The 24,517-nt window shown below is 28.1% G+C and carries 27 protein-coding genes; 11 read left to right on the top strand and 16 right to left on the bottom strand.

What is annotated here, in order from left to right:
• Positions 1-14 precede the first annotated feature (14 nt).
• The 3 genes from IPK88_12565 to IPK88_12555 are packed head-to-tail and all read left to right on the top strand — an operon-like array spanning position 15 to position 2,549.
• Entirely contained in the window at positions 15-239 is a 225-nt protein-coding gene (locus tag IPK88_12565) for a helix-turn-helix domain-containing protein (protein MBK8244252.1), read from the top strand.
• Positions 232-1,005 (top strand): DUF5131 family protein, encoded by a 774-nt coding sequence (locus IPK88_12560; protein MBK8244251.1) that lies wholly within the window; start codon positions 232-234, stop codon positions 1,003-1,005. Before IPK88_12565 ends, IPK88_12560 begins: the two co-directional genes overlap by 8 nt.
• Positions 969-2,549, top strand: coding sequence for a hypothetical protein (locus IPK88_12555; GenBank protein MBK8244250.1), 1,581 nt, complete (start codon positions 969-971; stop codon positions 2,547-2,549). Before IPK88_12560 ends, IPK88_12555 begins: the two co-directional genes overlap by 37 nt.
• A gap of 57 nt (positions 2,550-2,606) precedes the next feature.
• On the opposite strand, the gene IPK88_12550 is transcribed toward IPK88_12555, so the two are convergent.
• The 7 genes from IPK88_12550 to IPK88_12520 all read right to left on the bottom strand — a co-directional run bounded on the left by IPK88_12550 (position 2,607) and on the right by IPK88_12520 (position 9,970).
• Complete coding sequence (locus tag IPK88_12550) at positions 2,607-3,626, bottom strand: hypothetical protein (GenBank protein MBK8244249.1); 1,020 nt, start codon at positions 3,624-3,626, stop codon at positions 2,607-2,609.
• A gap of 115 nt (positions 3,627-3,741) precedes the next feature.
• The gene (locus IPK88_12545; protein ID MBK8244248.1) at positions 3,742-4,035 is read right to left on the bottom strand and encodes a DUF805 domain-containing protein; all 294 of its coding nucleotides are present in this window, start codon (positions 4,033-4,035) and stop codon (positions 3,742-3,744) included.
• Between the two features lie 148 nt (positions 4,036-4,183).
• Positions 4,184-4,513 (bottom strand): hypothetical protein, encoded by a 330-nt coding sequence (locus IPK88_12540; GenBank protein MBK8244247.1) that lies wholly within the window; start codon positions 4,511-4,513, stop codon positions 4,184-4,186.
• A gap of 91 nt (positions 4,514-4,604) precedes the next feature.
• Positions 4,605-5,561: a C1 family peptidase gene (locus IPK88_12535; protein MBK8244246.1), complete on the bottom strand. Its 957-nt coding sequence runs from the start codon at positions 5,559-5,561 to the stop codon at positions 4,605-4,607.
• Positions 5,562-8,717: a CHAT domain-containing protein gene (locus IPK88_12530; protein ID MBK8244245.1), complete on the bottom strand. Its 3,156-nt coding sequence runs from the start codon at positions 8,715-8,717 to the stop codon at positions 5,562-5,564.
• The gene (locus IPK88_12525) at positions 8,689-9,402 is read right to left on the bottom strand and encodes a hypothetical protein (protein ID MBK8244244.1); all 714 of its coding nucleotides are present in this window, start codon (positions 9,400-9,402) and stop codon (positions 8,689-8,691) included. Before IPK88_12525 ends, IPK88_12530 begins: the two co-directional genes overlap by 29 nt.
• Complete coding sequence (locus IPK88_12520) at positions 9,395-9,970, bottom strand: sigma-70 family RNA polymerase sigma factor (protein ID MBK8244243.1); 576 nt, start codon at positions 9,968-9,970, stop codon at positions 9,395-9,397. Before IPK88_12520 ends, IPK88_12525 begins: the two co-directional genes overlap by 8 nt.
• A 410-nt stretch (positions 9,971-10,380) precedes the next feature.
• On the opposite strand from IPK88_12520, the gene IPK88_12515 reads away from it, so the two are divergent.
• Positions 10,381-10,971 carry a hypothetical protein gene (locus tag IPK88_12515; protein ID MBK8244242.1) on the top strand — a complete coding sequence of 197 codons (591 nt, stop codon included), beginning with the start codon at positions 10,381-10,383 and terminating at the stop codon, positions 10,969-10,971.
• Positions 10,972-11,066: 95 nt separating this feature from the next.
• Here IPK88_12515 and IPK88_12510 read toward each other — a convergent pair whose 3' ends face one another.
• Positions 11,067-11,360: a hypothetical protein gene (locus IPK88_12510; protein ID MBK8244241.1), complete on the bottom strand. Its 294-nt coding sequence runs from the start codon at positions 11,358-11,360 to the stop codon at positions 11,067-11,069.
• Positions 11,361-12,087: 727 nt separating this feature from the next.
• Here IPK88_12510 and IPK88_12505 point away from each other — a divergent pair.
• The 7 genes from IPK88_12505 (at position 12,088) to IPK88_12475 (ending at position 18,869) form a co-directional block, all read left to right on the top strand.
• Positions 12,088-12,351 carry a hypothetical protein gene (locus IPK88_12505; GenBank protein MBK8244240.1) on the top strand — a complete coding sequence of 88 codons (264 nt, stop codon included), beginning with the start codon at positions 12,088-12,090 and terminating at the stop codon, positions 12,349-12,351.
• A gap of 62 nt (positions 12,352-12,413) precedes the next feature.
• Entirely contained in the window at positions 12,414-14,552 is a 2,139-nt protein-coding gene (locus IPK88_12500) for a hypothetical protein (GenBank protein ID MBK8244239.1), read from the top strand.
• A gap of 2 nt (positions 14,553-14,554) precedes the next feature.
• Positions 14,555-15,316 carry a hypothetical protein gene (locus IPK88_12495; GenBank protein ID MBK8244238.1) on the top strand — a complete coding sequence of 254 codons (762 nt, stop codon included), beginning with the start codon at positions 14,555-14,557 and terminating at the stop codon, positions 15,314-15,316.
• Between the two features lie 138 nt (positions 15,317-15,454).
• The gene (locus IPK88_12490; protein ID MBK8244237.1) at positions 15,455-16,297 is read left to right on the top strand and encodes a trypsin-like peptidase domain-containing protein; all 843 of its coding nucleotides are present in this window, start codon (positions 15,455-15,457) and stop codon (positions 16,295-16,297) included.
• 13 nt (positions 16,298-16,310) lie between these two features.
• Positions 16,311-17,162 (top strand): hypothetical protein, encoded by an 852-nt coding sequence (locus IPK88_12485; GenBank protein ID MBK8244236.1) that lies wholly within the window; start codon positions 16,311-16,313, stop codon positions 17,160-17,162.
• Positions 17,163-17,193: 31 nt separating this feature from the next.
• Positions 17,194-17,847 carry a hypothetical protein gene (locus IPK88_12480; protein ID MBK8244235.1) on the top strand — a complete coding sequence of 218 codons (654 nt, stop codon included), beginning with the start codon at positions 17,194-17,196 and terminating at the stop codon, positions 17,845-17,847.
• Positions 17,844-18,869 (top strand): hypothetical protein, encoded by a 1,026-nt coding sequence (locus tag IPK88_12475; GenBank protein MBK8244234.1) that lies wholly within the window; start codon positions 17,844-17,846, stop codon positions 18,867-18,869. Before IPK88_12480 ends, IPK88_12475 begins: the two co-directional genes overlap by 4 nt.
• Positions 18,870-19,005: 136 nt before the next feature.
• On the opposite strand, the gene IPK88_12470 is transcribed toward IPK88_12475, so the two are convergent.
• The 8 genes from IPK88_12470 to IPK88_12435 form a co-directional block, all read right to left on the bottom strand.
• The gene (locus IPK88_12470) at positions 19,006-19,236 is read right to left on the bottom strand and encodes a hypothetical protein (protein ID MBK8244233.1); all 231 of its coding nucleotides are present in this window, start codon (positions 19,234-19,236) and stop codon (positions 19,006-19,008) included.
• A complete protein-coding gene (locus tag IPK88_12465; protein ID MBK8244232.1) occupies positions 19,233-19,577 on the bottom strand; it encodes a hypothetical protein in 345 nt (114 codons plus the stop codon). Before IPK88_12465 ends, IPK88_12470 begins: the two co-directional genes overlap by 4 nt.
• Before the next feature lie 20 nt (positions 19,578-19,597).
• Entirely contained in the window at positions 19,598-20,116 is a 519-nt protein-coding gene (locus tag IPK88_12460) for a hypothetical protein (GenBank protein ID MBK8244231.1), read from the bottom strand.
• 92 nt (positions 20,117-20,208) lie between these two features.
• On the bottom strand, positions 20,209-20,670 hold the full coding sequence (locus IPK88_12455) for a hypothetical protein (GenBank protein MBK8244230.1): 462 nt from the start codon (positions 20,668-20,670) through the stop codon (positions 20,209-20,211).
• Positions 20,671-20,735: 65 nt separating this feature from the next.
• Positions 20,736-21,326: a hypothetical protein gene (locus tag IPK88_12450; GenBank protein MBK8244229.1), complete on the bottom strand. Its 591-nt coding sequence runs from the start codon at positions 21,324-21,326 to the stop codon at positions 20,736-20,738.
• Positions 21,327-21,349: 23 nt separating this feature from the next.
• Positions 21,350-21,640, bottom strand: a complete 291-nt coding sequence (locus tag IPK88_12445; protein MBK8244228.1) for a hypothetical protein — start codon at positions 21,638-21,640, stop codon at positions 21,350-21,352.
• A complete protein-coding gene (locus IPK88_12440; GenBank protein MBK8244227.1) occupies positions 21,640-21,963 on the bottom strand; it encodes a YegP family protein in 324 nt (107 codons plus the stop codon). The genes IPK88_12445 and IPK88_12440 overlap by 1 nt, the downstream gene beginning before the upstream one ends.
• 85 nt (positions 21,964-22,048) lie before the next feature.
• Entirely contained in the window at positions 22,049-24,037 is a 1,989-nt protein-coding gene (locus IPK88_12435; protein ID MBK8244226.1) for a hypothetical protein, read from the bottom strand.
• Between the last annotated feature and the right edge of the window lie 480 nt (positions 24,038-24,517).

Genomic DNA, 24,517 nt, shown 5'->3' with positions numbered 1-24,517 from the left:
AAATCTATTTAATTATGGCAGAAAATAATCTACATAAATGGGTAACTCTTGCCCAAGCACAAGAGATATTAGGCATTAAGAGAACTAAGATGTTTCAGTTACGTAAAAATCATGAATTGAAATATGCAGTTGATGGACATAAGGTGTATGTACTCAGAATAAGCATTGATGAATACTTAGATAGACATATGGTTGTAACTGATTTTACACAATTAAAAAAAGGAGGGCAACATGAATAAAACACATATACAATGGTCTGATTACTCATGGAATCCATGGATGGGATGCAGAAGAGTATCTGCAGGATGTGACAATTGCTATATGCATAGAATATTGAATAACAATAATTCAAGTTTAGTATGTAAGTCATTCCCCTCACAATTTATGAAACCATATGGAATTGCAGGTAATCAGAAAATTTTCACTTGCAGTATGTCTGATTTTTTTATTGAAGAAGCAGATCCATGGAGAGATGAAGCATGGGATATAATTAGAAATACACCACAGCATACATATTTAATTCTTACAAAAAGGGTTGGAAGGATTAAACATTGCCTACCAGCAGATTGGGGAAATGGGTATCCAAATGTAATTCTAGGTACATCAATTGAAGAACAGAAAGTAATAAATAGAATGGTGACTTTATCTAAGCTTAAAACACCACAAAGTAAATTCAAACTGTTTATAAGTGCAGAACCATTGATAGGACAAATAGATTTCATTGCAAACCAAAAATTAATTAATGCTTTCCAGAAAATGGATTGGATTATTGCTGGTGGTGAGTCTGGTGATGCTCCAGTTGGGACTCCAGGTATAAAGTATTGTTATAGACCGTGTGATTTAAAATGGATCAAAAAAATCATTGATGATTGCAAGCAATATAATATACCATTTTTTTTGAAACAAGTAGGAAATCATCTAGCTAAATTTCATGGACTTATAGACAAAAAAGGTGGAGATATTAATGAATGGGATCCAAATTATCAAATAAGACAATGGCCATGATAGTATTATATTTAATAAAACCAAAAGGAGTAAAACCTACTCCTAAAAAGGTGGTAAGCTTAAAGGATAAAACAGCAAATGTAAATATTCCTATTAATATGGAAATAAGGGGGCTCATTAGAGAGTCCCATATTCCAGTTATAAAATGTGCTAATAATATACATCAACAATCAGATAAGGTAGCTTATATAGTCTCTCAGATAATAGATAGACAGCATTTAAAGAAGTTAACTAATTCAGAAAATGGATTTGTTAGAATGAACTCAAAAACAATGCAAAAAGCAATTAGGGATTATAAGATCTATATAGATTGGATGGAGATAAATCACATAATTAAAAGTGATAAGACTTATACAATTGGTTTAAAATCTAGAGCTTATAAAATAGGTAATAAGTATAGAGGAAAAGGCATAAAGAATTATGAAGTTACTGACAAGGTTTTAGTAAATAAAATCAAAGTTGGAAAAATAAATGCTAACACTAAGACCAAATATCTAGATCTATATAATGATCTAATAAACTTACAAATAGATAATTATAAGAATGCAATAGCAGATACTACATCTGTAGGAATGAGAAAGCTTGCTTCTGATGCAGCTAAGTTAGATATTTCAAATGAAAACAGAATACGAGGCAAGAATAGTAGATATTTTGGAATGCCTAAGAATGTCTTAAGAGTAGTAACATTTAAAATTGCAATGGATAAAATTAGCAGCTGGCAAAATGCTCTTTGTAAAATCCATGAGAAGCAGTTTTATTTCAATCAAGACAAGACTTCATTCAGACTACATACAAGTGCTGTATCTGTTAAAAAGGAGCTTAGAAAGCACCTGAGAGTAAATGGAGAGAGATTGGTAGCTTGTGACATAAAGAATTCACAACCATACTTTAGTGTTGGCTTATTCCTGAATCCAAAAAAATTTGAAAAAGTAGTTTTAGATCAGATAAGTCACTATCAGGGGACTGAGTTAGATTGGGTTTACTGTATAGTATACAATATGTTAGTAAAATTTCATAGTAGGGATTTTCTTGATTCAACAATTAGGTATATTAATCTTGTTGCGTATGGTTATTTTTATGAATTTATGGTTGATGAGCTGCAAAAGTTAACTGGTAAAACATGGAGTAGAGAAGAAGCAAAAAGGGAAGTATTTAAAGTGTTTTTCAATCCACCTAGATATAAAAATCAACTAGGAAGACAAATTATGGAACTGCACTTTCCTGAAGTAGTAAAATTCTTCTCAATGATAAACTATGGTTTTAAGAAAACTAAAGGTCAGACTAAAAACCTTAACAATTATCAAGGAAATTGTCTTGCTAGAATACTCCAAAAAATGGAGAGCCAAGCTGTTTTAGACTTGATCTGTAAGGACTTAAAGAAGAATAATCCAAACATACCATTAATAACTTTGCATGATGGAATAGCAACTACTCTAGGAAATGAAGAAACTGTTAAAGAGGCAATGGAACGTATACTTGAACAAGAAGTTGGAATCAAGGGAATAGTTGAGATTGAATATGAAAAATGGGGAATTGGAAGATAACCAAATTAGAATAAGGGGCATAAAAGCCCCTTTTCTTTTTAATCAAAAATAAATCATTTAAAACTCCACCCCACCCTTAATCAATTGCAATCTTAGTGATCCATTGAATTCAGATTCTTCATCACTAAGAATTCGTACATCATCTATATAATAAGGTAGATCATTTGGATTATCATACTCAACATAATACATATTTTTCATTTTATGTATATGTTCTTGGAAAGCAAAATGGAAATTAATACAATTTCTAAAATTTTCAACAGCAATATTGATCTCACCCTTTTTCAAGCCATCAATTTCATCATTTCCATTTTTTGAAATGTTAAAAACATCAAATTGGTGAAACTCAGCTCCCAATTTTTCATGATCAACTAACCAACGCAAAATAGATTTTTCATTATCTAGATCAAGCAATAAATATTGCTCATAAGCTAATTTAGCTTCGAGGTTTCTCTTGTAGCTATTAGCCAAAAATCTAAGTCGAATGTAAATACTTTTAAAAGAATCAAATGTATTGAGCAAGATACTGACATTTGAAAGTGAATCAAAAAATTCGCTATACCTATTAACCCAAGTCGCAAGCACATAAAAGGGCATTGCAGTATCATTATATTGATTCAATTCCTCCATAGCAACTATATAAACTTTCTTCTTCTCTTGAAAATCAGAATTCAATAAAAAATAATCTTGGTATTCAGCATCAATTCTATAAGAAATACGTTCTCCTTTTTCTACTTCAGGGTTGTCCAATTCCAGACCAAAGCATTGAAAAATGTCATCAACTTCATTTCTGCTTTCATTAAATATTAGTTCAAAATACTTATTGGAAACATTACCAACAAATCTATATCCAGAACAAAATCTATTATTACAATCATTACTTTTACAGATACCTGGATAGGAGTTTAGCATGGTATCACCACCCTCAATTAATTCATTAAAAACGTCATTAATCTTATTGACAAAAACTGATTTTCTGACATATTGATATGTCTTACCAACATTGAGCAACATTTCAAATAGCTCAGAATCCATTTGCTCTATAGATCTGACAATATTAATTTTTTCTGAATTCATAAGTTAAAAAATTACAAGATAAAATATAAATATGTTACAATAAAATAAAAATATTCAATTAAATAAAAAGAAACAAATATATTCAAATAAATCATAAATAAAATTTCTTGAAATTTTACTTAAAAGATTGAGGATCCTTGCCTTTCCAAAATATCAATGCAAAACAAAAGAATGGAATTAATATACACCAACCACTTAATCCCACATCATGACATCTTTTAGCTCCTTTTGCCAATACAATCCACAATAGTGGAAAATACAATAATATTATTACAATATCAAATAATTCGTCGCCCTGATGTTTAATTACTGCATTAAAAAGAGCAAAATAAAAACAAAACAAAATAAAAAAAAAGGCATAATCCAATCTACCAATTCTACCGTTAAAAGAAAAAAGTTGCTTGATCATAAATTAAATATTTAAAAGTTAAAAAAATTAAAATACACATTTGTAAAAAATCAATAATAAACAAAATATCAGATATAACAAAGCATTAAATGCGTGGTCTAAAAAAATAGAAGAAATAAATTTTTCAGTTAATTTTCAAAAGATTATATCACCTTTTAGGCACATAAAATTTATTTCCTTTGGAGTTTATATAGTATCGACCACCTTTAGGACCAATATAAATTGTTTGATTTTGACTAGTATTATAAGTACCAATGCTATAATCTCTTAACCCAGTTCCAGAAGCACCATTATAAGGATTAATATTGCCTTGTGTTGAATAATTATCCCAATTGGAATTATTAGGTGTAGTTCTATAATAGCCTTCAACATAAGTACCGTTAGCTTTATAATAGCCATTTACATAGGTACTGCCACTTTGACCAATGCAAAATGTAACAAAAAATGAAATTACTAATAAAAATACTAAGTTTTTCATGACTAAAATTTAAGTTTTATAAAATTAATAACACTTATAAATACTTAAATTGACAAAATGTCGCCACAAAAATTAAAAAATCACAATATATTTATTTGACTGAAGGTTCAAAGTCCTTTAAATGCTTAGAATACAAGCTCTTGCTTTTTAGATCAATTGATTTTGAAAGCTTAAGATCTTTAGAATAAGAAGTATCTTTTGCAATAATATGATTACTCCCCAAACTAAACTGTTCAAAAAAACCATATGCCCCTAATGTAAACTTTAAGAAGTCAGAATATTTAATTCTAATAAAACCATGATCCCCCCAGTTAACACCCCAGGAGTTCATTATCTCAACAGATCCTCCATAAGCATTATCATCATAACCCACAATTACCATAGAATGACCAAATGAATTTTCAAGATTATCATTAGCAGTAGGTATCCAAAGCTTACTATTGGATTTAGTAAAAGAATCTGGAATCAACATACCAACTACAATAGGCATCCCCTTGGATAATGCAAGTTTAATTCCATCTAAATCATTTATTCTGTAAACTTCATCAATTTTATACTTTAAAGCTTCATTAGTATCATTATTATAAGAATCTGGATAATAATTACATAAAACAGTTTTCGTAAAAGGATAATATTCCTTATATTCAACCGATACAAGCCTTGGTATACCATGTACAATCAGATCATTTATAGCATTTTCTAAATTTAAGCCTTTAGAACAATTATCATCACCCAATTGCTTATTTCTAAAATAAACCCAATGTGGTGAAAAAACATTAGCAGAAACCACTTTAATATCTGTAAGTTTTCTATTATAAGCAAAAGCAATAGTTCTAGCAACAGCAATAGCGTGTGCAACGCAGGTAGAATTTTGTTGTGCAAAAACATAAGGAGCATATGCCTTTAATGAAAATGATTTTGGATATTTATCAGACCTATCCCTTTTTAATAATATGCGTTTTTGATATAAATCATTATCAAAAACCAAACCTTGACTATAAATATTAGTTGTAACCAGAACAAATAAAATCAAAAATAATAATCTCATCTATTTAAAGTTTTGGATTACGATAAAAGAACCCCAATCTTTTGGAGATTTATACAAAAAACGCATTTCAACTAAAGTACTTTTCATAGCATCTGTTGGATTACTAGTAACAGAATAATAACTATAGAATTTATTCATAAAATTTGAAGTAGCAAAATCATCAACTTTAGAGGTTGAGTAAATAACATTACTAGCACCAGCCTGAATAAATGCATCACAAATGCTAGTAAAAGGTTTAATATTAATTAATCCAGCATCACACAAACTTAAAGTAACTATATTTGTATTTGCAAAATCCATATTAACAATATCACTATAATAAACATAACCATCATTATAAGAATCTTGAGATTCAAAATTAGCATTAGCTAATACCAAACCATTCTCACCGTATTTATCTTTAGAAACAAAGCCGTGTGTTGCAATATGCACAATTCTAGCACCATTAAGTTTTCTAAAATTTTGTTCTGAAGCATCTTGTTCTGAAAAAATATTTACAATTTCTTTATTAAAAATTTTCAAAATAGGCTTAGTTTCATTCATAGTAAAAGGTAGCAGAGGCCAATTATAATCAGAACCAGTCCTAGATGAAAGAAATTTACTAGCAAGAAATTCATTTGATTTAATATTTCCAAATGCAGGATTCACAAATGCAAAAACACCTTTATTGATATCCAAAATTGGATTAACAGATAAAGAGTAAATTGAATTCAAATAAGTTATATAGCCAAAATGGTCTATGACAAAATTTTTACCATCTTTAAAAGGAAGTGAATTAACATTAATTTCTCTATAAATGCCCAATGGAATTAAAAAAACTTTTTTATTAATTAGTTTATTAGCAACTTTACTTAATAAAGTATTATACAATAAATATCCAATGTCAACATTATTGCTTGATAAATAATCCAGATAATTTTTTCTAATTTCACTTTCATTTAAAATACCAATTTTAATTATATCCATCTTCTCAAGTTGGTTATTTAAAACTAATGCAAAATATTCGTTTAGAACTTTAGTGATTACCATTACAACTTCATCATCATAAAGGTTATATGAAATAAATTTGTCTAAGTCATTCCATACTACATAATTTAAATTCAAAATATCTTTATTCAAATAGGTATAATCATGTAAAGTATCTTTTCTATTGAGAAGGTTCTTTGTTAAATTTACAAACTTTTTTTCCTCTTTAGTTTTGCTATCCTTAGAAATTAAATATTCAAATATTAATTTATTATCAGAAATACCCATAGAGCTGTTATTAGTTAAATAAATATTGATAAATTTTTCTAAAGATTCACTATAAAAAGAACTTAGCATGTCTGTTTTATATAGAAGTGAAATATGATTAGTTATTGCATTAACAAACGCATCAGTAAAGATTTGTTTATTCCCCTCTAGTAAATTGTATAACCATAAAGATTCCAATGAACTTATAAGAGCAATATTATTTAAACTTGATTCAATATCTTTATAACAGTAGCTAAATCTAGCATTAGCAACATTACACCCTTTTAAGTAAAATCCCAAAATATTAATACTACCTTTGGTGCCATTATTAAAGCACTCGTCACCCAATTTAATTCTATAATTTTCTAAACTATTAAATAAGTGAAGTGCCAATGATTTTTGGCCTAACATGCAATAAGCAATAATAGCATACAATTGATTCTGCAGATCTCTTGAAAGATCTGAACAGTTCAAGATTTGAATTTCTCTACTTTTAAAAGTGCTTATTACGGAATCCAATTGATTACTATGCATGAAAAAATTTAATTTGGCAGATGCATATTGATATTTAAACTTAGAATCTCCAACATATGATCTAGATTGATTTGAAATTGTATCTAATACAATTTTTGCATTATTCAAATCTCCAGATTTCACGTAAATATTAACTAATTCTAAATAATTGTCAATACATACTAAGTTAAACATTAATTTCAATTTAATTTCCCTTAACTTAAGCTCAGCAGACCTACTGTAATTATGATTCCAATATGCAATATAAGAATCAGCAGAATAAACATCAGACAAACTGTATACACTACTTATATCATCTATTTTGAATTTCAAATTTCTACTAATTTTAATATTAAAATAATTAGCAGAATCCAATTCAATATTATCTAATTTAGTTTCTCTTTTAAGAATATCATTATTAACTCTATTTGTATTGTCACGTAAAAAATCAAGATTAGACTTATAACCAACATCAGATAATCTATTTAATATATGCCACTTCTCCATTAATTTTTCAAGAAAAACTAATTTGCTGCCATTATAAAACCTAATATAATGATACAATAACGTTTGAAGAATAATGGCGTACTTAAACTTAACACTATTGAATTCCAATTTATCAAATAGTTGAACACTATCAGAATAATTTAAAATTTGCACATCATTTAAACGTTCTATTGTGTCATTTAAAAACTTTTCCAAATAAGCAATTTCCAAATTTATAGATAAGCCTTGTAGATTATTTAACATGTATTTGTAAGCAATTAAAATATCATTTTCATTTTGATTCTTAATTGTCCATTTATCAATTTTATCACGAGCCTCAGTGAACTTACCAAGTGCAATTAACTCGTTTATAGAAATGATATCATCTTTATTTTTTAAAATTAATCTAGTACTATCAACCATGTCATATGAAATCCCTAATTTAGAATAAATTAATCTTAAGTCAAAAGTAAGATTCTCTTTCAGACCAAAAGAATCAATAGGTTCCAAATTATAACTTGTATATAAAAATATAGCACTATCCAATAATACTTTAGCTTCAATAAGTTTATTTTCATTAGATTTAAAATTAGCTAAATTTTGTAACCAAAAAACATAATCAAAATTTAATCCAAAATACTTAGACACAGACAACCCTTCATTGATTGTAAGTATCAAATTTTCAAAATTATTTAACTTATTAAACTCAACAAAGATATTTGCAAGCCCACTTGAAATATTAAGAGCATTATTCTGGTTTACGATAATATCTTTACAAGATTGATAGTTTAAATTAAATCTCAATGAATTAGAGTCTATACTAAAAATTCTGCAAAATTCTTCAGAACATTTATACTCTTGTGAATAAGAGGAAATTGAATTAAGTAAAAGAATATTAACGATAAATATGGTATATTTTTTCATTAGTGTAAATTATTAAGCTATCAGATTTTGTTTTTACTATTTTATTAACATTGTTAACATTTTTATTATTGAGGTAAATACACAAGGTATCGTCTATAACTTTATAAAAAGACTTAGCATTATAAAACACCTTTACAAATGAAGTAGAATGTGTATAATCAGATTCAAGGAATCTGTTTCCAATTGTATCAAGAGTGTTACCATTATTTTTAAATGTTTTTATTCTATTAGGCTCTGAATTAATCTTAGAACTAATTGAATCTACGTAATCTACTTGTGAATTAAGTAAAGAATCAGAATTTAGAGATTTAGAAAACAGTATTGTGTTTAACTTCCTAATGTTATAATCAATGTATACAACATTATCACTAAATAACAATTTGTTGTCTAGTTTGCTAACGTTTAGAAAATAAATAGTTATAACTATAGCAAACATTGCAGCTATAGACAATACTTTAATAAAATAAATTCTGTGTGAATTTTGTTTTTTAGCATTTTCCATTTTTAACACCAGATTCCTTCTATTAAACAGAATAACGCTGTTTTTAATAGAAACCTCCATTTCAAATTCAGCTTTATAAGTAGCATTATTATTTATAGCATTAAAAAATTCCTCCAATTCCTCATTCTGGATTGTATTGTCAAAGTACTTATTCAATAATTCATTAAATCTTAAGCTATCCATAAACCATTATTTTTTGGTTGTACAATTCCTTAAGCTTTTGAATACATTTATATTTTCTTTTGCGTAGGTTCTCTTCAGTAATAGTAGCTATTTCCAAAGCTATTTCTCTCATGGCCTTTTCTTCATAATAATACTTTGTAAGTATAGATTGGCAATCATTGTTTAATAATTCCAAACAATCAATAATAGTTGTTTCTTTAGGCCCTTCAGGAATAAAAAGATTTTCAATATCAACATCTATCTGTCCTTTATCAACAAATTTATCAAAATTTTCAGTAGGTAGTTTGCCCTTTAAATCTAACTTTTTAAGCCAAATATTTTTAGCAACAGCAAACAAATATGAACTCAATTTGACCCCTTCATTTAGCTCAAATTTGCCTTGTATGAGCTTTTCATATAAATGTATAATAACTGATTGCTCAACATCTTTAGCATCCTCAGCGTCACCTGAATTAGCTAAAACAAGCTTGTGTACAAATACAGTATGATATAGGTATAGCTGAGCAAATGCATTATTGTTTTGCTCCTTTAACAAGATTAAAAGGTCTTTATCTGATAATTTAGCCATTAATATATAATATCAACCTGAAGCTCAAAATACTCAATAAACTGAATATAAAGTAAAAATACAAAAAAAAGTCAATAGACATTATAAATTTTAAAATCAAGACAATTTAAGTATGTTAAACTACATCTATATATTAAATATGAACCTAAAGCACTCAAAATCAATTAAAAAGGAAATACGGAGTGAGAGGTCAAAGAATATAGAAATGAACTAAAAAGAGATAAAACAAAGAAAATAAGTAAAAACTAGCGACATTTTAGCATCTAAGGTATTAATTGATGTAAACAATATTCAATCACTTAAACCAAAACATATGAATTATATTTGGATATATGTATCAGACAGCTAGATAACAAACAAATAACATTGGAATAGCCCTATAATATTAATAAAAATAAAAAGAAAAAAAAATGAATTTCAGAAATTTTAAAACAATTTCCCCAATTTCAGGATCTATGAGTACTTCATTAAATAAATACATAGAAGATGTCAAAAATGGCACAAATAAAGTGCTTGTAAAATCCATAAGAAAAGCCAATAAGGCAAAAGATTTAAACCAAATGAAAATGGAAATGGATAAATTACCATTGTTTGGAAAAAATTATGATTTAATGTCTACTAGGTTTTATTTTAATTGGCGTGATGAGCATATAATTCAAATTGAAATATTAGATAGTGATTGTGGGCCAAACTCAGGCATGCAAATGGATAGACATACTATGATACAACATAGAAATGTACTTGATAATGGCTATATTTTATGGTTCTACTACACAGGTCCTAAAAATACTTATATAGCACATAATGAAGCTATAGACACATTGGTTCAATACATAGAAGATGAGACAGAGATTAAAATAGATTCAGAAAAATACAAAGATTCTGAATATCTATTTGAAATAGGTTATGATCCAAATATCTATACTAATATACATGCTGAAGCCTTCAACTTTAAATATTGGAAAAAAAAGTATGAATCCAGAAAGCAGAAAGTAGCTTAAGTCAAAGTGGCAATAATTAGAATAAAGGGGTTCTTAAAGCCCCTTTATTTTTTTAATTACTTATATAACATTGAAATTAAAACTACTGAAACCACCTAATAATCACTTGGATAAAGCACTGTAGTAATGCTTCTATCCCATTCAGTAATGATCCAGATCTTAGGTTCAGAGTCTTCATGAGCAGCTGGATTTTTATACACAGATAAGATTCTGCCTCCAGACTCAAAAGAAAGATCATTCTGATGAGAATCTTCAGGGTCACAATCTCCCCAATTACAAGTTTTATGTTTCTCAATACTTTGACATACAAAAGCAGAGAAATCTTTGGAATTACTAACAGCATCAGCTATAGCAGCAGTAAATAGAATTTTACCTAGTTCTAGGTTCATAATAATAAGGTTTAGGTTTAAAAAATAATCCTTAAGCAACAATACCATGGGAGGGGAAATCTCCAAGGTGGATCGTTATTATATTTAAGGGGTGAGCTTGCTTAGAAGCTCATAGGGTGCTTAAGGGTGGAGATAAGAGAACTGTTGACACATATATAATAATGCTTGTGAAGGTACTGGGAGGCAGACCTTGGAGATTTATGGAAGGGGTAACTTTGCTTTGGGATTATTTGGGTATCCTGGAAAGGAAAGTTAACGTAAATACTGAGAAATAATGCTAAATGTAAAATTCAAGATTAAAAAAAAGCCTTAAAATGCTTTTATAATTAGAGAATAGATTAAGGAGAACCAATTAAGTAAGAAGCTCAGTTCTGATACCAATATGTTAGTAGAATTATGAAGTAGCCCATATTTTCAATCTTGTATACCAAAAAGATCCTGCGTTTAAGGTCTTAAAAGGCATCATAGCTAGTTTTCATAAATTGAACTAATAGAACAACTTAAAGGCAAATGAAGGGTGTTTTTCACATAATATGAAGGAGTGATTTAGAGATTCTTGACTTTGATTAAGAGCCAATACTTAGCTAGCTGCATACTTAATTAATGGATTATCAAGAACCTAATCTTCAAAATTGGCATTAGAATGGAATATTTAGAGAATTCTATAAAAAAAGAACTTCATTTGGCTTAAATTAATTAAATTCGTGGATTCAAATCAAGTTTAGGTATGATCCAATTGAGAACTATAGGTATTTTATTGGTTTTATTAACCTCCTACCTTATTGTCAATGCTGATAAGCGTCAGGTTCAACAGTCAAATTTTAACTTAATCTGCAATGGAAAGTATTCAAAATCCTATCATAAGGATTATGGATCTACTAGTCAATATTGCAGCGGATTAAAAGCCTGTAAAGCAGATAAATTAAGATTGCCACATAATGAAGCATTGGCACATAGAAGTGATCCTTGTGATTTTTGTTATGGTCAATAAAGCATTAGATATTATGGATTTACGAGAATTTTTTATTAGAGTATTTCAAAGCTAGAATTATTATGAGGTATTTACCAGTCTTTGAATTTCTTTTTTTACTAGTTGTTATAACTTCATGTACAAAGGAGAAATTTCCAAGGATTTCAAAATGTAAAATAGAGATTAATGCAATAAACAATTGTAAAGTAGATTTTACAATTGTTGACTTAAGTGATAAAAATCAAACTGAATATGGAATATTATTTGATACTTTTGCGAATTCCAATTCAAGCTCTAATTCTAAGAACAAATTACTTGGTATAAAGAAAATTTCAAAAGGCAATATTGAAAGCATTAATTTGAATGCTTTAGATTGTACAAAAAAGTATTTTTTAATACCATATATTAAAGAAGAAAACATTGATATTTTTGGAGACAAAATAGAATTTCAAAAATCTAATTCGAATACAATTGCAGTTAATATAACATCTTCTGCGCAGAAAGGAGATTCAATACTAATATGTTATACTGTACCGATTCAAGATTGTATATCTTTAGACGCAATATCATTGTGTTATTTATTTAATAATAATAAAGAACCAGCAATAACCGATCATCCTATTAATTTAAAGAAGTCCTATGGCAAAAGTATGTATGCATTTCCAATCCCTAATAATGGCAATGGTACTTATAGATTTAAAATATTTACTACTTATTGCAATAAGCTATCCGGATCAAACGTATTTCCACAACCATACGTTAAAATTAATCCACCAAAAGATTGTATTGTTCAGTTTAATCCAATAATTTTTCAACAAAAAAGTAAAAATAAATTTTACATTAAGAGTAGTATTGTCACAAATGATGTTTTAGATGATTATGGGTTTATAGTTAATGGCAATCAAGTACTTCCTGCAATAGGCCAACCATTAAATGATTTAGAAATTATTTATACTGGAACAATTGGCTCCTCTTATGGCATTAAATCATATTATAAGTGTAATAATACTTTAGGCCTTGGAAATGAAATAAATTTTACGTTACCATTAAGAGAAATTTTAATATACAAGCCCACTTTTTTAAATAATTATATTCAGGCAACAGGAACATTTTCTTCATCACCTACTGAATTCAAAAGTATGGAGTATGGAATGGTCTACAGCATTTCTGAAAAGAAGCCAACAATTAATGATTCAAAAACAAATTTAAAAACCTCAGTTGTAACTAATCCATTAACTGCTACAATACTATCTCCTCTTCAAGGGAATAGATATTATATGAGGTTTTATATTACAGATTGTGATGAAACATTTTATAGTGATTCAACATCAATATATATTCCAATTGCTTCTAGCGGAACATGTAACTTTAAGAATGAGGTTTTGCCAAATAATAATATTTCTGGTTATATAAACCCTGCAACTTTTGTCTTAAACGGAACTATTTATGTAGGTGGAGGAAACACTGGTACATTGACAATTGATATATTGTCTTATTTAGATAAATCTACTAATAAATGGCAAAATACAGTAAATAGAATACCAATTAGTAGTGGCTCTTCAGGAGGTGTTGCTGCATCTTTTGCAATTGGTAATATTGGTTATATTCTTGAAAGAGGCGCTACTTATTTATATCCATACGATGCAACTAATGATCAATGGCTTACAAGGGTCAGCTATCCAGGTAGTAAAATTGAATATGCAATTGGTGAAAGTGTAAATAACAAAGGTTATATTATTGGAGGCCAGAATCATGGAGGCACAAAACCTCCAAGTCATGATGCATTTGAATTTGACCCTGCAACAAATAAATTTAAAGCAATAAACTATGATTCTCAATTAGGCGATAGAATTAGTGCTAATTCCTTTGTTATTAATGGATTAATTTATGTTTTTGGTGGAGACAAAAATGTAAATAATGATTTATGGGTTTATAATCCAATAAATAATCAGTGGTCGACAACACAAAATATTAATTTTCCAAAAGACTTAATTGGCTCTAAAAATTGCATCACATCTGTATTAAATGGAAAAGCATATGTTATTAATGTTGAGAGTAACTTTCAAATTTCTTGGGAGTATGATCCTGCAAAAAGTATTTGGACACAATGCAGTTCAGGTCTAAGTAAAAATGGGACATATGGATTTGGAGCATATTCATTGAGTAATTCATACATAGGCTATTATAATTCAAATAAAATTGAATTATATAAAATTTATTAGCAATGAAACTAGAGTTCTTATACATTTTACTAATACTATTATTTAATAGTGAAATTGGAGCTTGTCAAAAGGTAGGGTTTTCAGTGACTAAGATCAACAGTATTGGCAAAGATCGAAAAATTGAAATAAGTTATGACTTAATTCTACCTCAAAATATAAAGTTTGTTGATGTTAATGTAATTGCTGATATTTCTGGTACTCAGTATAATTTGAATGATTTATCTGGAGAAACTATTAATGGTGATATTGGCATACAGAAAGCTTCTAATGCTGTAAAGAATATTACCATTAAGACAAGTCAGTTAATTTCCGAAGACACTAGGACTTTATTGCTTAAATTGAATGCAATACCCTATGAAAGATTCTCTACTAAAAGCTATTATTTAAAATCATTCCTAGTTCCTGGTTGGGGAACTGGTGATCTAAGAAAAGGAGAAATGAATAAATTTATTGCTATAGGATCTTACCTATTACTAGGTGCAGGTTTAGGTTTTTATCTTAAAGCTAAATCAGATTACAATTCTTATTTGCCAGAAAAAAATTTACACGAAAGTGACCAAAAGTATTCAAAAGCCTTAAATGAACTAAATATTGCTAATTATTTATTTGCAGGTTTTGGCGTTGCTTGGACAGCAGATCTTATAAGATTAACAATAAATCTTAATCAAAAGAAAAAGACTTTAGAGCACATAGATAATAATTATTATTATTTGAAAGATAAAAAGGACGGAGTTACAGCAGGATGCAAAGTATGGTTAAATTAAAAAATACATGTTTTATATATTATTTTATTGAGAATCACTATATTTGACGCGAGACTAAAATCAAATTTAATATTTTCAGAATCAACTTAATCCAGCATGAATATCTATTTCAAATTTAACCATTTACACAAGGTTGTGATGGCAATTTTTAGCTTTCTACTTGTAAATATTGTAATCGCTCAATCAGGGAATTCTCTCGAATTAAGATATCTCAGAAATAGTGTATATTTCATTAGAATAACCAATGTTCAAGTATACTTTCAACAAACTCAGGAGATTATAGATATTTCTAAATATGGCATATCTTGGTCAGGAACTGGATTTTTACTTAATAATGGAGATTTTATTACTGCAAGACATGTTATACAGCCTTGGAGGTTTATAGATGAATGCAGTTCCTGGAATCTGGACAATGAAAAAGGTGAGGCAATTCTTGCATACGTAAATAATGCTGAGATTGCAGGAGGTAGTGTTGAAATTATATATGAAGCCCGTTCAGCAGATGGAGATCTATTTACATTTAGCAATAAAGACTTAGTTTTTGATCAATCCGGAGACAAACTATTTGATTGTGATAAAGAAGGATCAAACAAACAGCTTAAAATTTGTCCTATAACTAATAATGCCTCAGATTGGGCCAAACTTACTCTTAATAATAAAAAAGGTTTATTAAAATTGAACCGTGATATTTCTAGGTCCTTGAGCCAGGAGACACCTATATATGGGTATGGCTACTCTTATGGACAGTTCTTACAAGCTTTTAATCAGGATAGAATAGCTCCAATTCTTATTAAAGGAGAACTTGTACAAGACCGTACGATGAATGGTATGATAAATATCACCGCGAATGCTTTAGCACCTGGATCATCTGGTGGACCTATGATGATCAAAAATGCTAATGGAGAATATGAGGTTATTGGTATAATAAGTCGTGGATTTATCCAAGTTCAACAATTAGTTCCTGCTTACGAAATAAGGTAATAAATAAATCTATATGAAGCGATATTCCCATTTAATTCTAATACTATTATTTTATCAGATTTCTGATGCACAAGACACAATTAGAATTGAAGATATTCTCAAAAAACACACTAAAGAAAAACAATCTAATAAGCCATCTAAACAAGCTAAACAGTCTAGTGATGAAAAAGAAGTGTCGTTAAATGTCTTTAGGCAAGCAGTACAATCAAGTATTTATATGATTGAGGTGCAGTATCATCTGCTTAAAGATAAAAAGGTTTTTGGAAAAGGTGATGATGATTTCTTTGGATCTACAAAAGCTGTTGCAATTAGTAATGGGAAGCAATTACTTATTGATCCTACTTCTCTTGAACCATGGAATTTAGATCCTGATTTTAAGGACTACAAAAATGAATACACACCTGAATTGTATAAAATTAAAGTCAGTGAGTTTGAAAAAGCCACCAATGTTGAATACTCACCCAATCAATTTACCTATAAAGTCCAAAATGGAATTGGCTCATTAGATTTTAATATCAAATCTTTTAAAGGTTTAGATGCAACAACCATTGAAGATCAGCCTGGATTTGTTATTCTTTACTATGAAGCCAAGAAAGGTAATGACCCTGATGTATTAATTAATTTTCATGATGGAATCCAGAATAATAATTCATACGATCAGGAATCTTTATTAGGTGGTTTTTATATTCAAATAATACCTTCTCATGGATTAGTGGAATGTAAACTTTCTGGAATTGTTGTAAGGACCAATAAAGGAAATGCTGAACTCAAACATCTTAATACTGTTAATAAATCCTCTTCCACCAAGGAAACTAAATCATCAAAGGCAAAATCACCTTTAAAAGAGGTAAAACAAAAGAAATGAATTCTTAAACCATCCTATAATCAAAAGAATTATGATTAATAAATTAGATAATTGGATCATCATAAATCCTAAACTATATAAGATAATTGTATTGAAAACTTGCTTTTTGCTAACAACTTTTAATGGTAATACTCAAAATCTTCCTGAACTTGGTTCAAAAATATATGAAAATACTAGAATACTTGAAAATCTAATCAGAACAATTGCAGATAAAAATGTTGACAAAAAAATTCGTCAAAATGCAAAAGATCAAGTATTAGAATTATTTATTTCTGATCAATGTAAAATTCAGGTAATGTCCAAAAGAATGAAGAAACCAGAGACTTATTCAATAAGGGATTACTTAACTAGAATTTACACATATGGATATACAGATGTAAATATTGAGTGGAAATATATTAATATTATTGAGGACGTTAAGCAAAAGGATGATGGGTTTTATTATGGAAAATTAAGGATCTATCAATTGTTTGAAGGAACAGGAAGCAGGCCTTATAAAGATATTACAGAAAAAGATATTGAGATTAAATTGGAGAAAAAATATATTGAAAGTGGAAAAAAAATAAATGACAGTTATTTTGAAGTAAGGTTTGGTGATATTTCTGTTCATAGATTATTGGATGATAAAGAAATTAAAGAAATACCCAAACCCAAAAATAATGATATGAAGTTGGTTAAACCATGAAAAGGTTCAGCTTAAGTATATTATTTTTAACTCTAGCCTTTACAGCTAATACTCAAAACATCAAACAATATTTACATAAAGCAGATGAATTTATTAAAGACTTTGTTTCCCAAATAAATCTGATTTTAGATCCCAAAATAACTTATGATGAAAGAGTTCTGGCGAAGAACACAGTCTTGGATGATATGATTAATTCCAGGGAATTAACTATGCTTTATGATAATATTTCTGATAAAGAGGTTATAAGCAATAGTTTAACAGCACAGAATTATCTGGATAGACTTTTTACTCAATTTAATAATCAGATGCCTTTAAAAAATCCAAATGGAAATTATATTAAATTTCAATTTGGCAATTTTCAATCTGATACCTTTTACATTTCTGAAAATAAAGTAGATAAGATTTGTATTATTAACAGAATTATTAATCTAGACAGCATTCCCATTGGTAAGCAATACAGAAGTGATACAATTTCTTTTGTAGTTGCATTTAAAAAAGGTGATTTAGATGACAGGAGGATATTGTCATCTTTTAAGTACGTTCCTCATAACATAATTGAACCAACGCAAGGATCTGATGGCAAACTGGTAGAGACTATACTGGATACGCAACAAAATATTGGAGAGGCGTATAAAAAAAAACTTGATGAAAAACAAATTAAATTGGTTGAGAAAGTTGATGAGCCAAAATCAACTATAGAACTATCAGTAGATTTTAATTTACACGAGCTTCAAGCAATGGAAGCTAAATCATTTGAATTGAGTTATTCTAACATGAAATTTCCTTCAAATCCTGAGTTGGTTAATTTAGAAACCATTGTATTTCAAGTTAATTTTAATCCTTCTAAGGCAGCAGTCGTTACTCTTAAGAAATTTATTTTTAAGGATGAGACAAAAATTAATTTAGTAGATCTTAAAAAGGAACTTGTAATTGATGAAAGAGTAGAAATTATCACAAAATATATAATTAGGCTAAGTGAACAAAATGAATTACAATCCTATCTTCAACCTAATGGCAAATGATTATATGAAGATTGGCCAACTCAATGTATCCTTACAACCAAATTAAAAGTCATACAAAATAATGTAACTGTCAGATGAAGGAATGTATGTTTAATATAATTGAATTCAATAAAATAATAACAAAAATTAAAAAAATCTAAAACTTAATTTTTCTATAATTCAGATCATATGCTTTTTCATTACCCCAGGTTTTATCTAAATAGGCTTTATCAGCAATTATAATTGCATCAAGTTTAAGCTTACTTGAAATATTGTCTTTTGGAACATGTTCCTTTATAGGCATTTTAGTTATAGTTACAAGTACTTCATTATTATTAGAATCAAATTCAAAACAATTAAACTCAATCAAATCAGTATCTGTTGTCAAAGTTCCTTACTTCTATATGTAAAGCCATTAGTAGAAAATTTATTTCTAATATCTTTTAAAGTTGTTTGTCCAAAATAAAAGTCAGAAAACAAAGGCTTGTTACTTTTAATATCTTGCAACCAATCATTCTCCATATAAACAACTTTACCTTTATCAAAAGTAATTGAAAAATCATTTCCATTGTCTGTTTTATACATTGCCATATTATTCTCATTAGCAACAAGCTTAAGTTTCAAATTACTAAGTGAAGTTTTGGAGTCATTAATTTTGATGCCAGCCATAGAAATATCACCATTAGGAATAAAAAATATAAAAAATAAAAAGAAAGTCAATAATTTCATATGATAAATTTATGATCAAATTAAAAATGTTTCAAAGAATTTGTAACTCTAAAAATATAAGGCAAATAATTTGTTTTCAATTTTAATTCACAAGTATAGGTTAAGTTAAGATTGATGCCATTTTTCCATTGAGTAATTGAATGATGATATAATACCCCATCAGTAAAATAAATAAAATACGAATAAATATTATTGATAGTAATAAAACCTCTTTTTATGATAGAAATATTTTCCAACCCAGAAGCTGCATACTGGTCAATTAATAGTTGATCAGAAACATCACTGAAAGCATTAATAGAATTTTCTGAAAGACCATCAGGTAATTTTTTTACAACAGTAATAATTGAAGCACCTTCAGGATTAACAAATTTCAAATCAATATTAGCTCCAATACTTTCTTTTAAATAATAATTCGGAGGTATATCCAAAGTATAATTACCTTTATTTCCACTTACTGAATGAAATTTAATCTGTGCTGTCACACAATCATGCAGCAAAATAATACATGAAAAATAAAATATAAAAATCATTGACTTCATAAAAAAAATAGAATTTAGTATACTAACATACAAATAAAAGTACAAAAATAATTATTACAATATAAATAAAATTAAAAATATTATGGTCAAAACTATTTACATACTTTACTAATAATTCTTTTAGCGTAACCACTAGAATATGAATACAACCAATCATCTTGACCTGCAATACTTTTATCAGTAATAGGATCAATTATAAAGGCAATTTTAACTTTATTATTATTGCAATCACATAAAATTCCAATTTGAGAGATATCAACAGGTTCAATTTTTTCGTTGTCTTTTAGCATTCTCCAATGGTACAAATTTAATTCATACAACTTACCAATTAAAGAAATACTGGATTTATCAAAAAGCATAACAATAGTAACTCCTTTATTATCAGAAATGCCAAGATATTCAAAGTTAGCTGGATAGTCAGCCATAAGTAAATCTATAAATTCTTGATTTTGATCCCAATATTTATCCCATCCATCTTCATTATTTTGAGCAGAAATACCGAATAAAATAGTAAAGTAAAAAAAGTTAATAATCCAAATTGTAGTATATTTCATAAAAAATAAAAATTTAAAAAAAGGATTAAAAAAAACAGATTATTTACGATACTTTAATAAATAAGTTATTTTGGACAATATTTTTCAAGTGTCTTAAACTGGTCAACATAACCCAATTGTTTAGCTTTAAATAAATATTTACATCCTTCATCAATAATTCTATTATTAAGAAGTATAAAACCCTTCCAAAATAGAGCACTATTATTGCTAGAATCTAAAATTAAAATTCTATCATAGTCATTTAAGGCTAACTTATCTTCATGTAATTTTAAATAACATAACGCTCGAGAATCTAAATGATTTAAATCATTTGGGAACTCCTTTAAATAAACATTATAATCAGAAATAGCATCTTTCCATATTCCCAATTTTTCTTTTGAAAATCCTCTAATTGAAAAATATTTAGAAAAATCATTAAGCTGTATGGCCCTATTTAAATCACTTATTGCACCATAAAAATCTCCAGTATTAGCTTTACAGTAACCTCTCCAATATAAAATTTCATCATTACTAGGACTAACTAACAAAATTTTATCACATTCAAATATTGCAGCTTGGTACTTACCTTCTTGAAATAATTTAAAAGCATAATCAATATCTTGACAAAAAATTTTAGAATGTAATAATAAAAAAGTAAAATAAAAAATAAATTTCATAAATAAAATATTAAACAATAAAACTAACGACCATAGCAAAAATCACAAGGATCACTTCTCTTATCTTTAGCTTCCTCTTCAGGTAGTCTGATAACTTCATAGCCTCTCTGCATGCACCGCTTTAATCCATTACAATAACTGTCACTACTTGAATAATCCTTATGAAATGAATGTGCTATAGGATCTGTACAAATTAAAAAAAATACTTCATTGGATGATACGGTACTGGAAGCTTCACTCCTATAAGTATCAATCTTACAGCTTAAAGTAGCAACTAAAACCAAACAGATGGCAAAACACTTTAAGTGAACCATTATAATTCAATATCAGCTCCAGGTGCATTCTTCTTAACAGAAGCTATACCATTCTTTCTACTTGATTCCTCGTTATACATCTCACTTGTGCCAATTATCTGACCATTTGAAGCCTTTAGATTAAAGTAAAGCCTACCATTCTTAGCTGCTTTAAGATCAAATCTAGCCTCTAATTGAGAGTTTTTCCTTACAGATTCAATGCCATTCAAACAGCTCTTTTTAGCTTTATAGCCTTCACTGGTAAGGATTACTTCACCATTGCCAGCCTTTAAATTGAACTGATATTCACCATTTTTACGTACTGAAATAACAAATTTTCCCATGATAGATTAGTTTAGAATCCAAATATAAGTCAATCTTTAAATATTGACAAAAAAATTTAAAAATAAATAAAAGTCACTTATAAAATCAATCGGTCCATGAGAAAAAATTCATTTGCCTAGCTCTAAAATTCATAGGATTCTCACCAACTACCTTGTATACATAGATTCTTTGATTATTAGGTAATCTCTTTTGTACACGTTCAATTTCTAAAAATTCACCCAAAAGCTGGGTGGCTTTAGTTTTAGTACTAACCTTACCAATAGATTTATCAAAAGTGCCATAATTTGATTGTATGGTTTGAATTTTGTTAAAAATATCATCAGGTGTATACTCTGATCCAATAACAAAATCCTTAGTAACAGAAGATTTCCAGTCAGAAGAAACGTCAGAAACAAAATATTTGAAACTTCGAGTAACTTTTTGCAATTTCTTATTATTATTAGCGTTTAAAAAATTTTCTTCCAAATATACAGCAATATCATTAACACTAATAGTGTTTGATAAAGTTGAATAAAAAGCAAATGAATCATTTCCAGTTTTACTACTAGTATGCTTTAAAAGATCTTGATAACATTTATTAGAATATAAATCACTTATGAACTCAGACTTTAATTTTTCAATATTTTGTTTCTTTTCAAGATGATAATTATAAATAAACACCTTGTCAATGTTACTCTTATTTAAAGTATGTGATTTAATTTTAGTTATATTATAACTATTTTGAATCGCAGAAAGTGAAAAATCCTGAAGTGAACTATATGTATCATTAAATAATTTATCCTTTAATAATTCATTATCAATTGCTAAATATGAGACATCAATTGTATCAGTACTAGTTACTTTACATAAAACTTGTGGATTAAAGCAATCAATTAATGGCTCAACTTTATTCTTAAATGATACACCTGTTAAATTAACAATATTACCAGCTATCAACATATTAGAAATAGCAGAAACTTGTTTAGATGCATTCACAAGCAAAGTGGATTTAGAAGTAGGGTTACAATCTGACTTGGCTCTAGAAAATAATACGTTGACAGATTTCAAATCAAGCCTGCATCTACCTTGAATTTGTTTTATCTTTTCTAAACTTAGAAAACTATGTGGAATTTTAGAATCGTTAATTAGTAAAGGACAAAATAACTCATTAATATCTACACCAACAAAATAAGCAGAAGTTATAAAGTTAATTTGACCTGGTAACAAATTATTGGTAAGCTCACTATAATATTCACTGTTATTGAGTATTGTTTTTTCTTTACTTTTTTCAGAACATAATACCTTACATTTAATTCTCAATTCTATAGGAAGCAAAGCAATAACCTCCATTATTGACTCAACACTATTATAAGCCACAAGCAATTTAGCATTAGAATCAGTTTTACAAGCAGACCAATACTGTCTCTTAAAATAATAGTCTTTAATCAATTCAGATACAGTCTTAACTGCTTGTCTAGATCCATAAAATATATTTAATTCCTTTTTCACCTTATCCATATAGTCAATAGTTATACGAGGCAATGCATTGACTTTTGGATCTGAAAAATCAATTAAAGTAGCAGATACAAGACAACCTTCTTTAAACCTAAAAAAATATTCTATCGATAACTCCATTTTAGGTCTGTATCCAACTTCAGATTGAAAACTATCAATTTCATCAATCATAATAAAAAAATCTTTATAGACATCATCTCCTATAACCTTAATCAATCTTGGTAAACTGTCGGCAACAACAAGAAGCTTCTTAAATTCAATATCAGAACTTAAGTAATTCCTAATTTCTTCATCATTAATTTTAGATTTAATGTCCCCATATGGACTACCAAGATAAAAGCTATCTTGTTGGCTTTGAGCTTTACTATAAGCTAATGCTCTTGTAGGCACTACAATGATACTATTCCTTGGAGAGGTTAATTCACATGTTGTAGCACCAATGCCAGTAGCTCTCTTATCAATTAAACCAGAAGGTAGTCTATCAATAACTTCACCAAGTTTTTTACTATTGTCAATGATTAATTCATTACCATTGATTGTGTATAATTGTTCATCTGCGTTCACTATATTAAATGTCATCACTTTAAGATTTAAATTAGCTATAAAGATAAAATGAAAGTGATGACAAAACAAATGATTAATCATTTGTATAAAATAAATATACGCTCAAATATAAGTATATAAAAACTGAAGATCAAATTGAACGTTTCAAAAATAAATTGCTAAAAATTTTATCTACAGGGAAGGAATGCAAACTGGATTTATGACAATTACACCCAATCTTATATATGCCACAAGTTAAGATTTTTGACATGCTCAAAACAATCCCACTAGTTAAATAACCTGTAACCAATTCATAAACTCTTTGAAATCTTTAAAGACTCTCAAGAGCTTTAAAATGCTTAAATAGCTATACAAACTTATAAATTATGTAATTTTAGCTTACGCGAACACCCAAAATGGTGCATTCACTTATAGGTCTTCAATTTTAGCTTCAGAATTGAAAATTTTCACATCTAGATTGGAGTTACCCAAACAATAAAGTAAAAATGAACTTCA

Origin of the sequence: Candidatus Defluviibacterium haderslevense, from assembly GCA_016712225.1 — a bacterium.
Classification (GTDB): Bacteria; Bacteroidota; Bacteroidia; order Chitinophagales; family Saprospiraceae; genus Vicinibacter; species Vicinibacter haderslevensis.
The sequence above is the reverse complement of the archived record's forward strand: the minus strand, read 5'-3'. Positions and strand labels throughout refer to the sequence as shown.

Coding starts and splice junctions, on each gene's coding strand:
- IPK88_12565 (MBK8244252.1), top strand. CDS start 15: ATGGCAGAAAATAATCTACATAAATGGGTAACTCTTGCCCAAGCACAA.
- IPK88_12560 (MBK8244251.1), top strand. CDS start 232: ATGAATAAAACACATATACAATGGTCTGATTACTCATGGAATCCATGG.
- IPK88_12555 (MBK8244250.1), top strand. CDS start 969: ATGGGATCCAAATTATCAAATAAGACAATGGCCATGATAGTATTATAT.
- IPK88_12550 (MBK8244249.1), bottom strand. CDS start 3,626: ATGAATTCAGAAAAAATTAATATTGTCAGATCTATAGAGCAAATGGAT.
- IPK88_12545 (MBK8244248.1), bottom strand. CDS start 4,035: ATGATCAAGCAACTTTTTTCTTTTAACGGTAGAATTGGTAGATTGGAT.
- IPK88_12540 (MBK8244247.1), bottom strand. CDS start 4,513: ATGAAAAACTTAGTATTTTTATTAGTAATTTCATTTTTTGTTACATTT.
- IPK88_12535 (MBK8244246.1), bottom strand. CDS start 5,561: ATGAGATTATTATTTTTGATTTTATTTGTTCTGGTTACAACTAATATT.
- IPK88_12530 (MBK8244245.1), bottom strand. CDS start 8,717: ATGAAAAAATATACCATATTTATCGTTAATATTCTTTTACTTAATTCA.
- IPK88_12525 (MBK8244244.1), bottom strand. CDS start 9,402: ATGGATAGCTTAAGATTTAATGAATTATTGAATAAGTACTTTGACAAT.
- IPK88_12520 (MBK8244243.1), bottom strand. CDS start 9,970: ATGGCTAAATTATCAGATAAAGACCTTTTAATCTTGTTAAAGGAGCAA.
- IPK88_12515 (MBK8244242.1), top strand. CDS start 10,381: ATGAATTTCAGAAATTTTAAAACAATTTCCCCAATTTCAGGATCTATG.
- IPK88_12510 (MBK8244241.1), bottom strand. CDS start 11,360: ATGAACCTAGAACTAGGTAAAATTCTATTTACTGCTGCTATAGCTGAT.
- IPK88_12505 (MBK8244240.1), top strand. CDS start 12,088: ATGATCCAATTGAGAACTATAGGTATTTTATTGGTTTTATTAACCTCC.
- IPK88_12500 (MBK8244239.1), top strand. CDS start 12,414: ATGAGGTATTTACCAGTCTTTGAATTTCTTTTTTTACTAGTTGTTATA.
- IPK88_12495 (MBK8244238.1), top strand. CDS start 14,555: ATGAAACTAGAGTTCTTATACATTTTACTAATACTATTATTTAATAGT.
- IPK88_12490 (MBK8244237.1), top strand. CDS start 15,455: ATGGCAATTTTTAGCTTTCTACTTGTAAATATTGTAATCGCTCAATCA.
- IPK88_12485 (MBK8244236.1), top strand. CDS start 16,311: ATGAAGCGATATTCCCATTTAATTCTAATACTATTATTTTATCAGATT.
- IPK88_12480 (MBK8244235.1), top strand. CDS start 17,194: ATGATTAATAAATTAGATAATTGGATCATCATAAATCCTAAACTATAT.
- IPK88_12475 (MBK8244234.1), top strand. CDS start 17,844: ATGAAAAGGTTCAGCTTAAGTATATTATTTTTAACTCTAGCCTTTACA.
- IPK88_12465 (MBK8244232.1), bottom strand. CDS start 19,577: ATGAAATTATTGACTTTCTTTTTATTTTTTATATTTTTTATTCCTAAT.
- IPK88_12460 (MBK8244231.1), bottom strand. CDS start 20,116: ATGAAGTCAATGATTTTTATATTTTATTTTTCATGTATTATTTTGCTG.
- IPK88_12455 (MBK8244230.1), bottom strand. CDS start 20,670: ATGAAATATACTACAATTTGGATTATTAACTTTTTTTACTTTACTATT.
- IPK88_12450 (MBK8244229.1), bottom strand. CDS start 21,326: ATGAAATTTATTTTTTATTTTACTTTTTTATTATTACATTCTAAAATT.
- IPK88_12445 (MBK8244228.1), bottom strand. CDS start 21,640: ATGGTTCACTTAAAGTGTTTTGCCATCTGTTTGGTTTTAGTTGCTACT.
- IPK88_12440 (MBK8244227.1), bottom strand. CDS start 21,963: ATGGGAAAATTTGTTATTTCAGTACGTAAAAATGGTGAATATCAGTTC.
- IPK88_12435 (MBK8244226.1), bottom strand. CDS start 24,037: ATGACATTTAATATAGTGAACGCAGATGAACAATTATACACAATCAAT.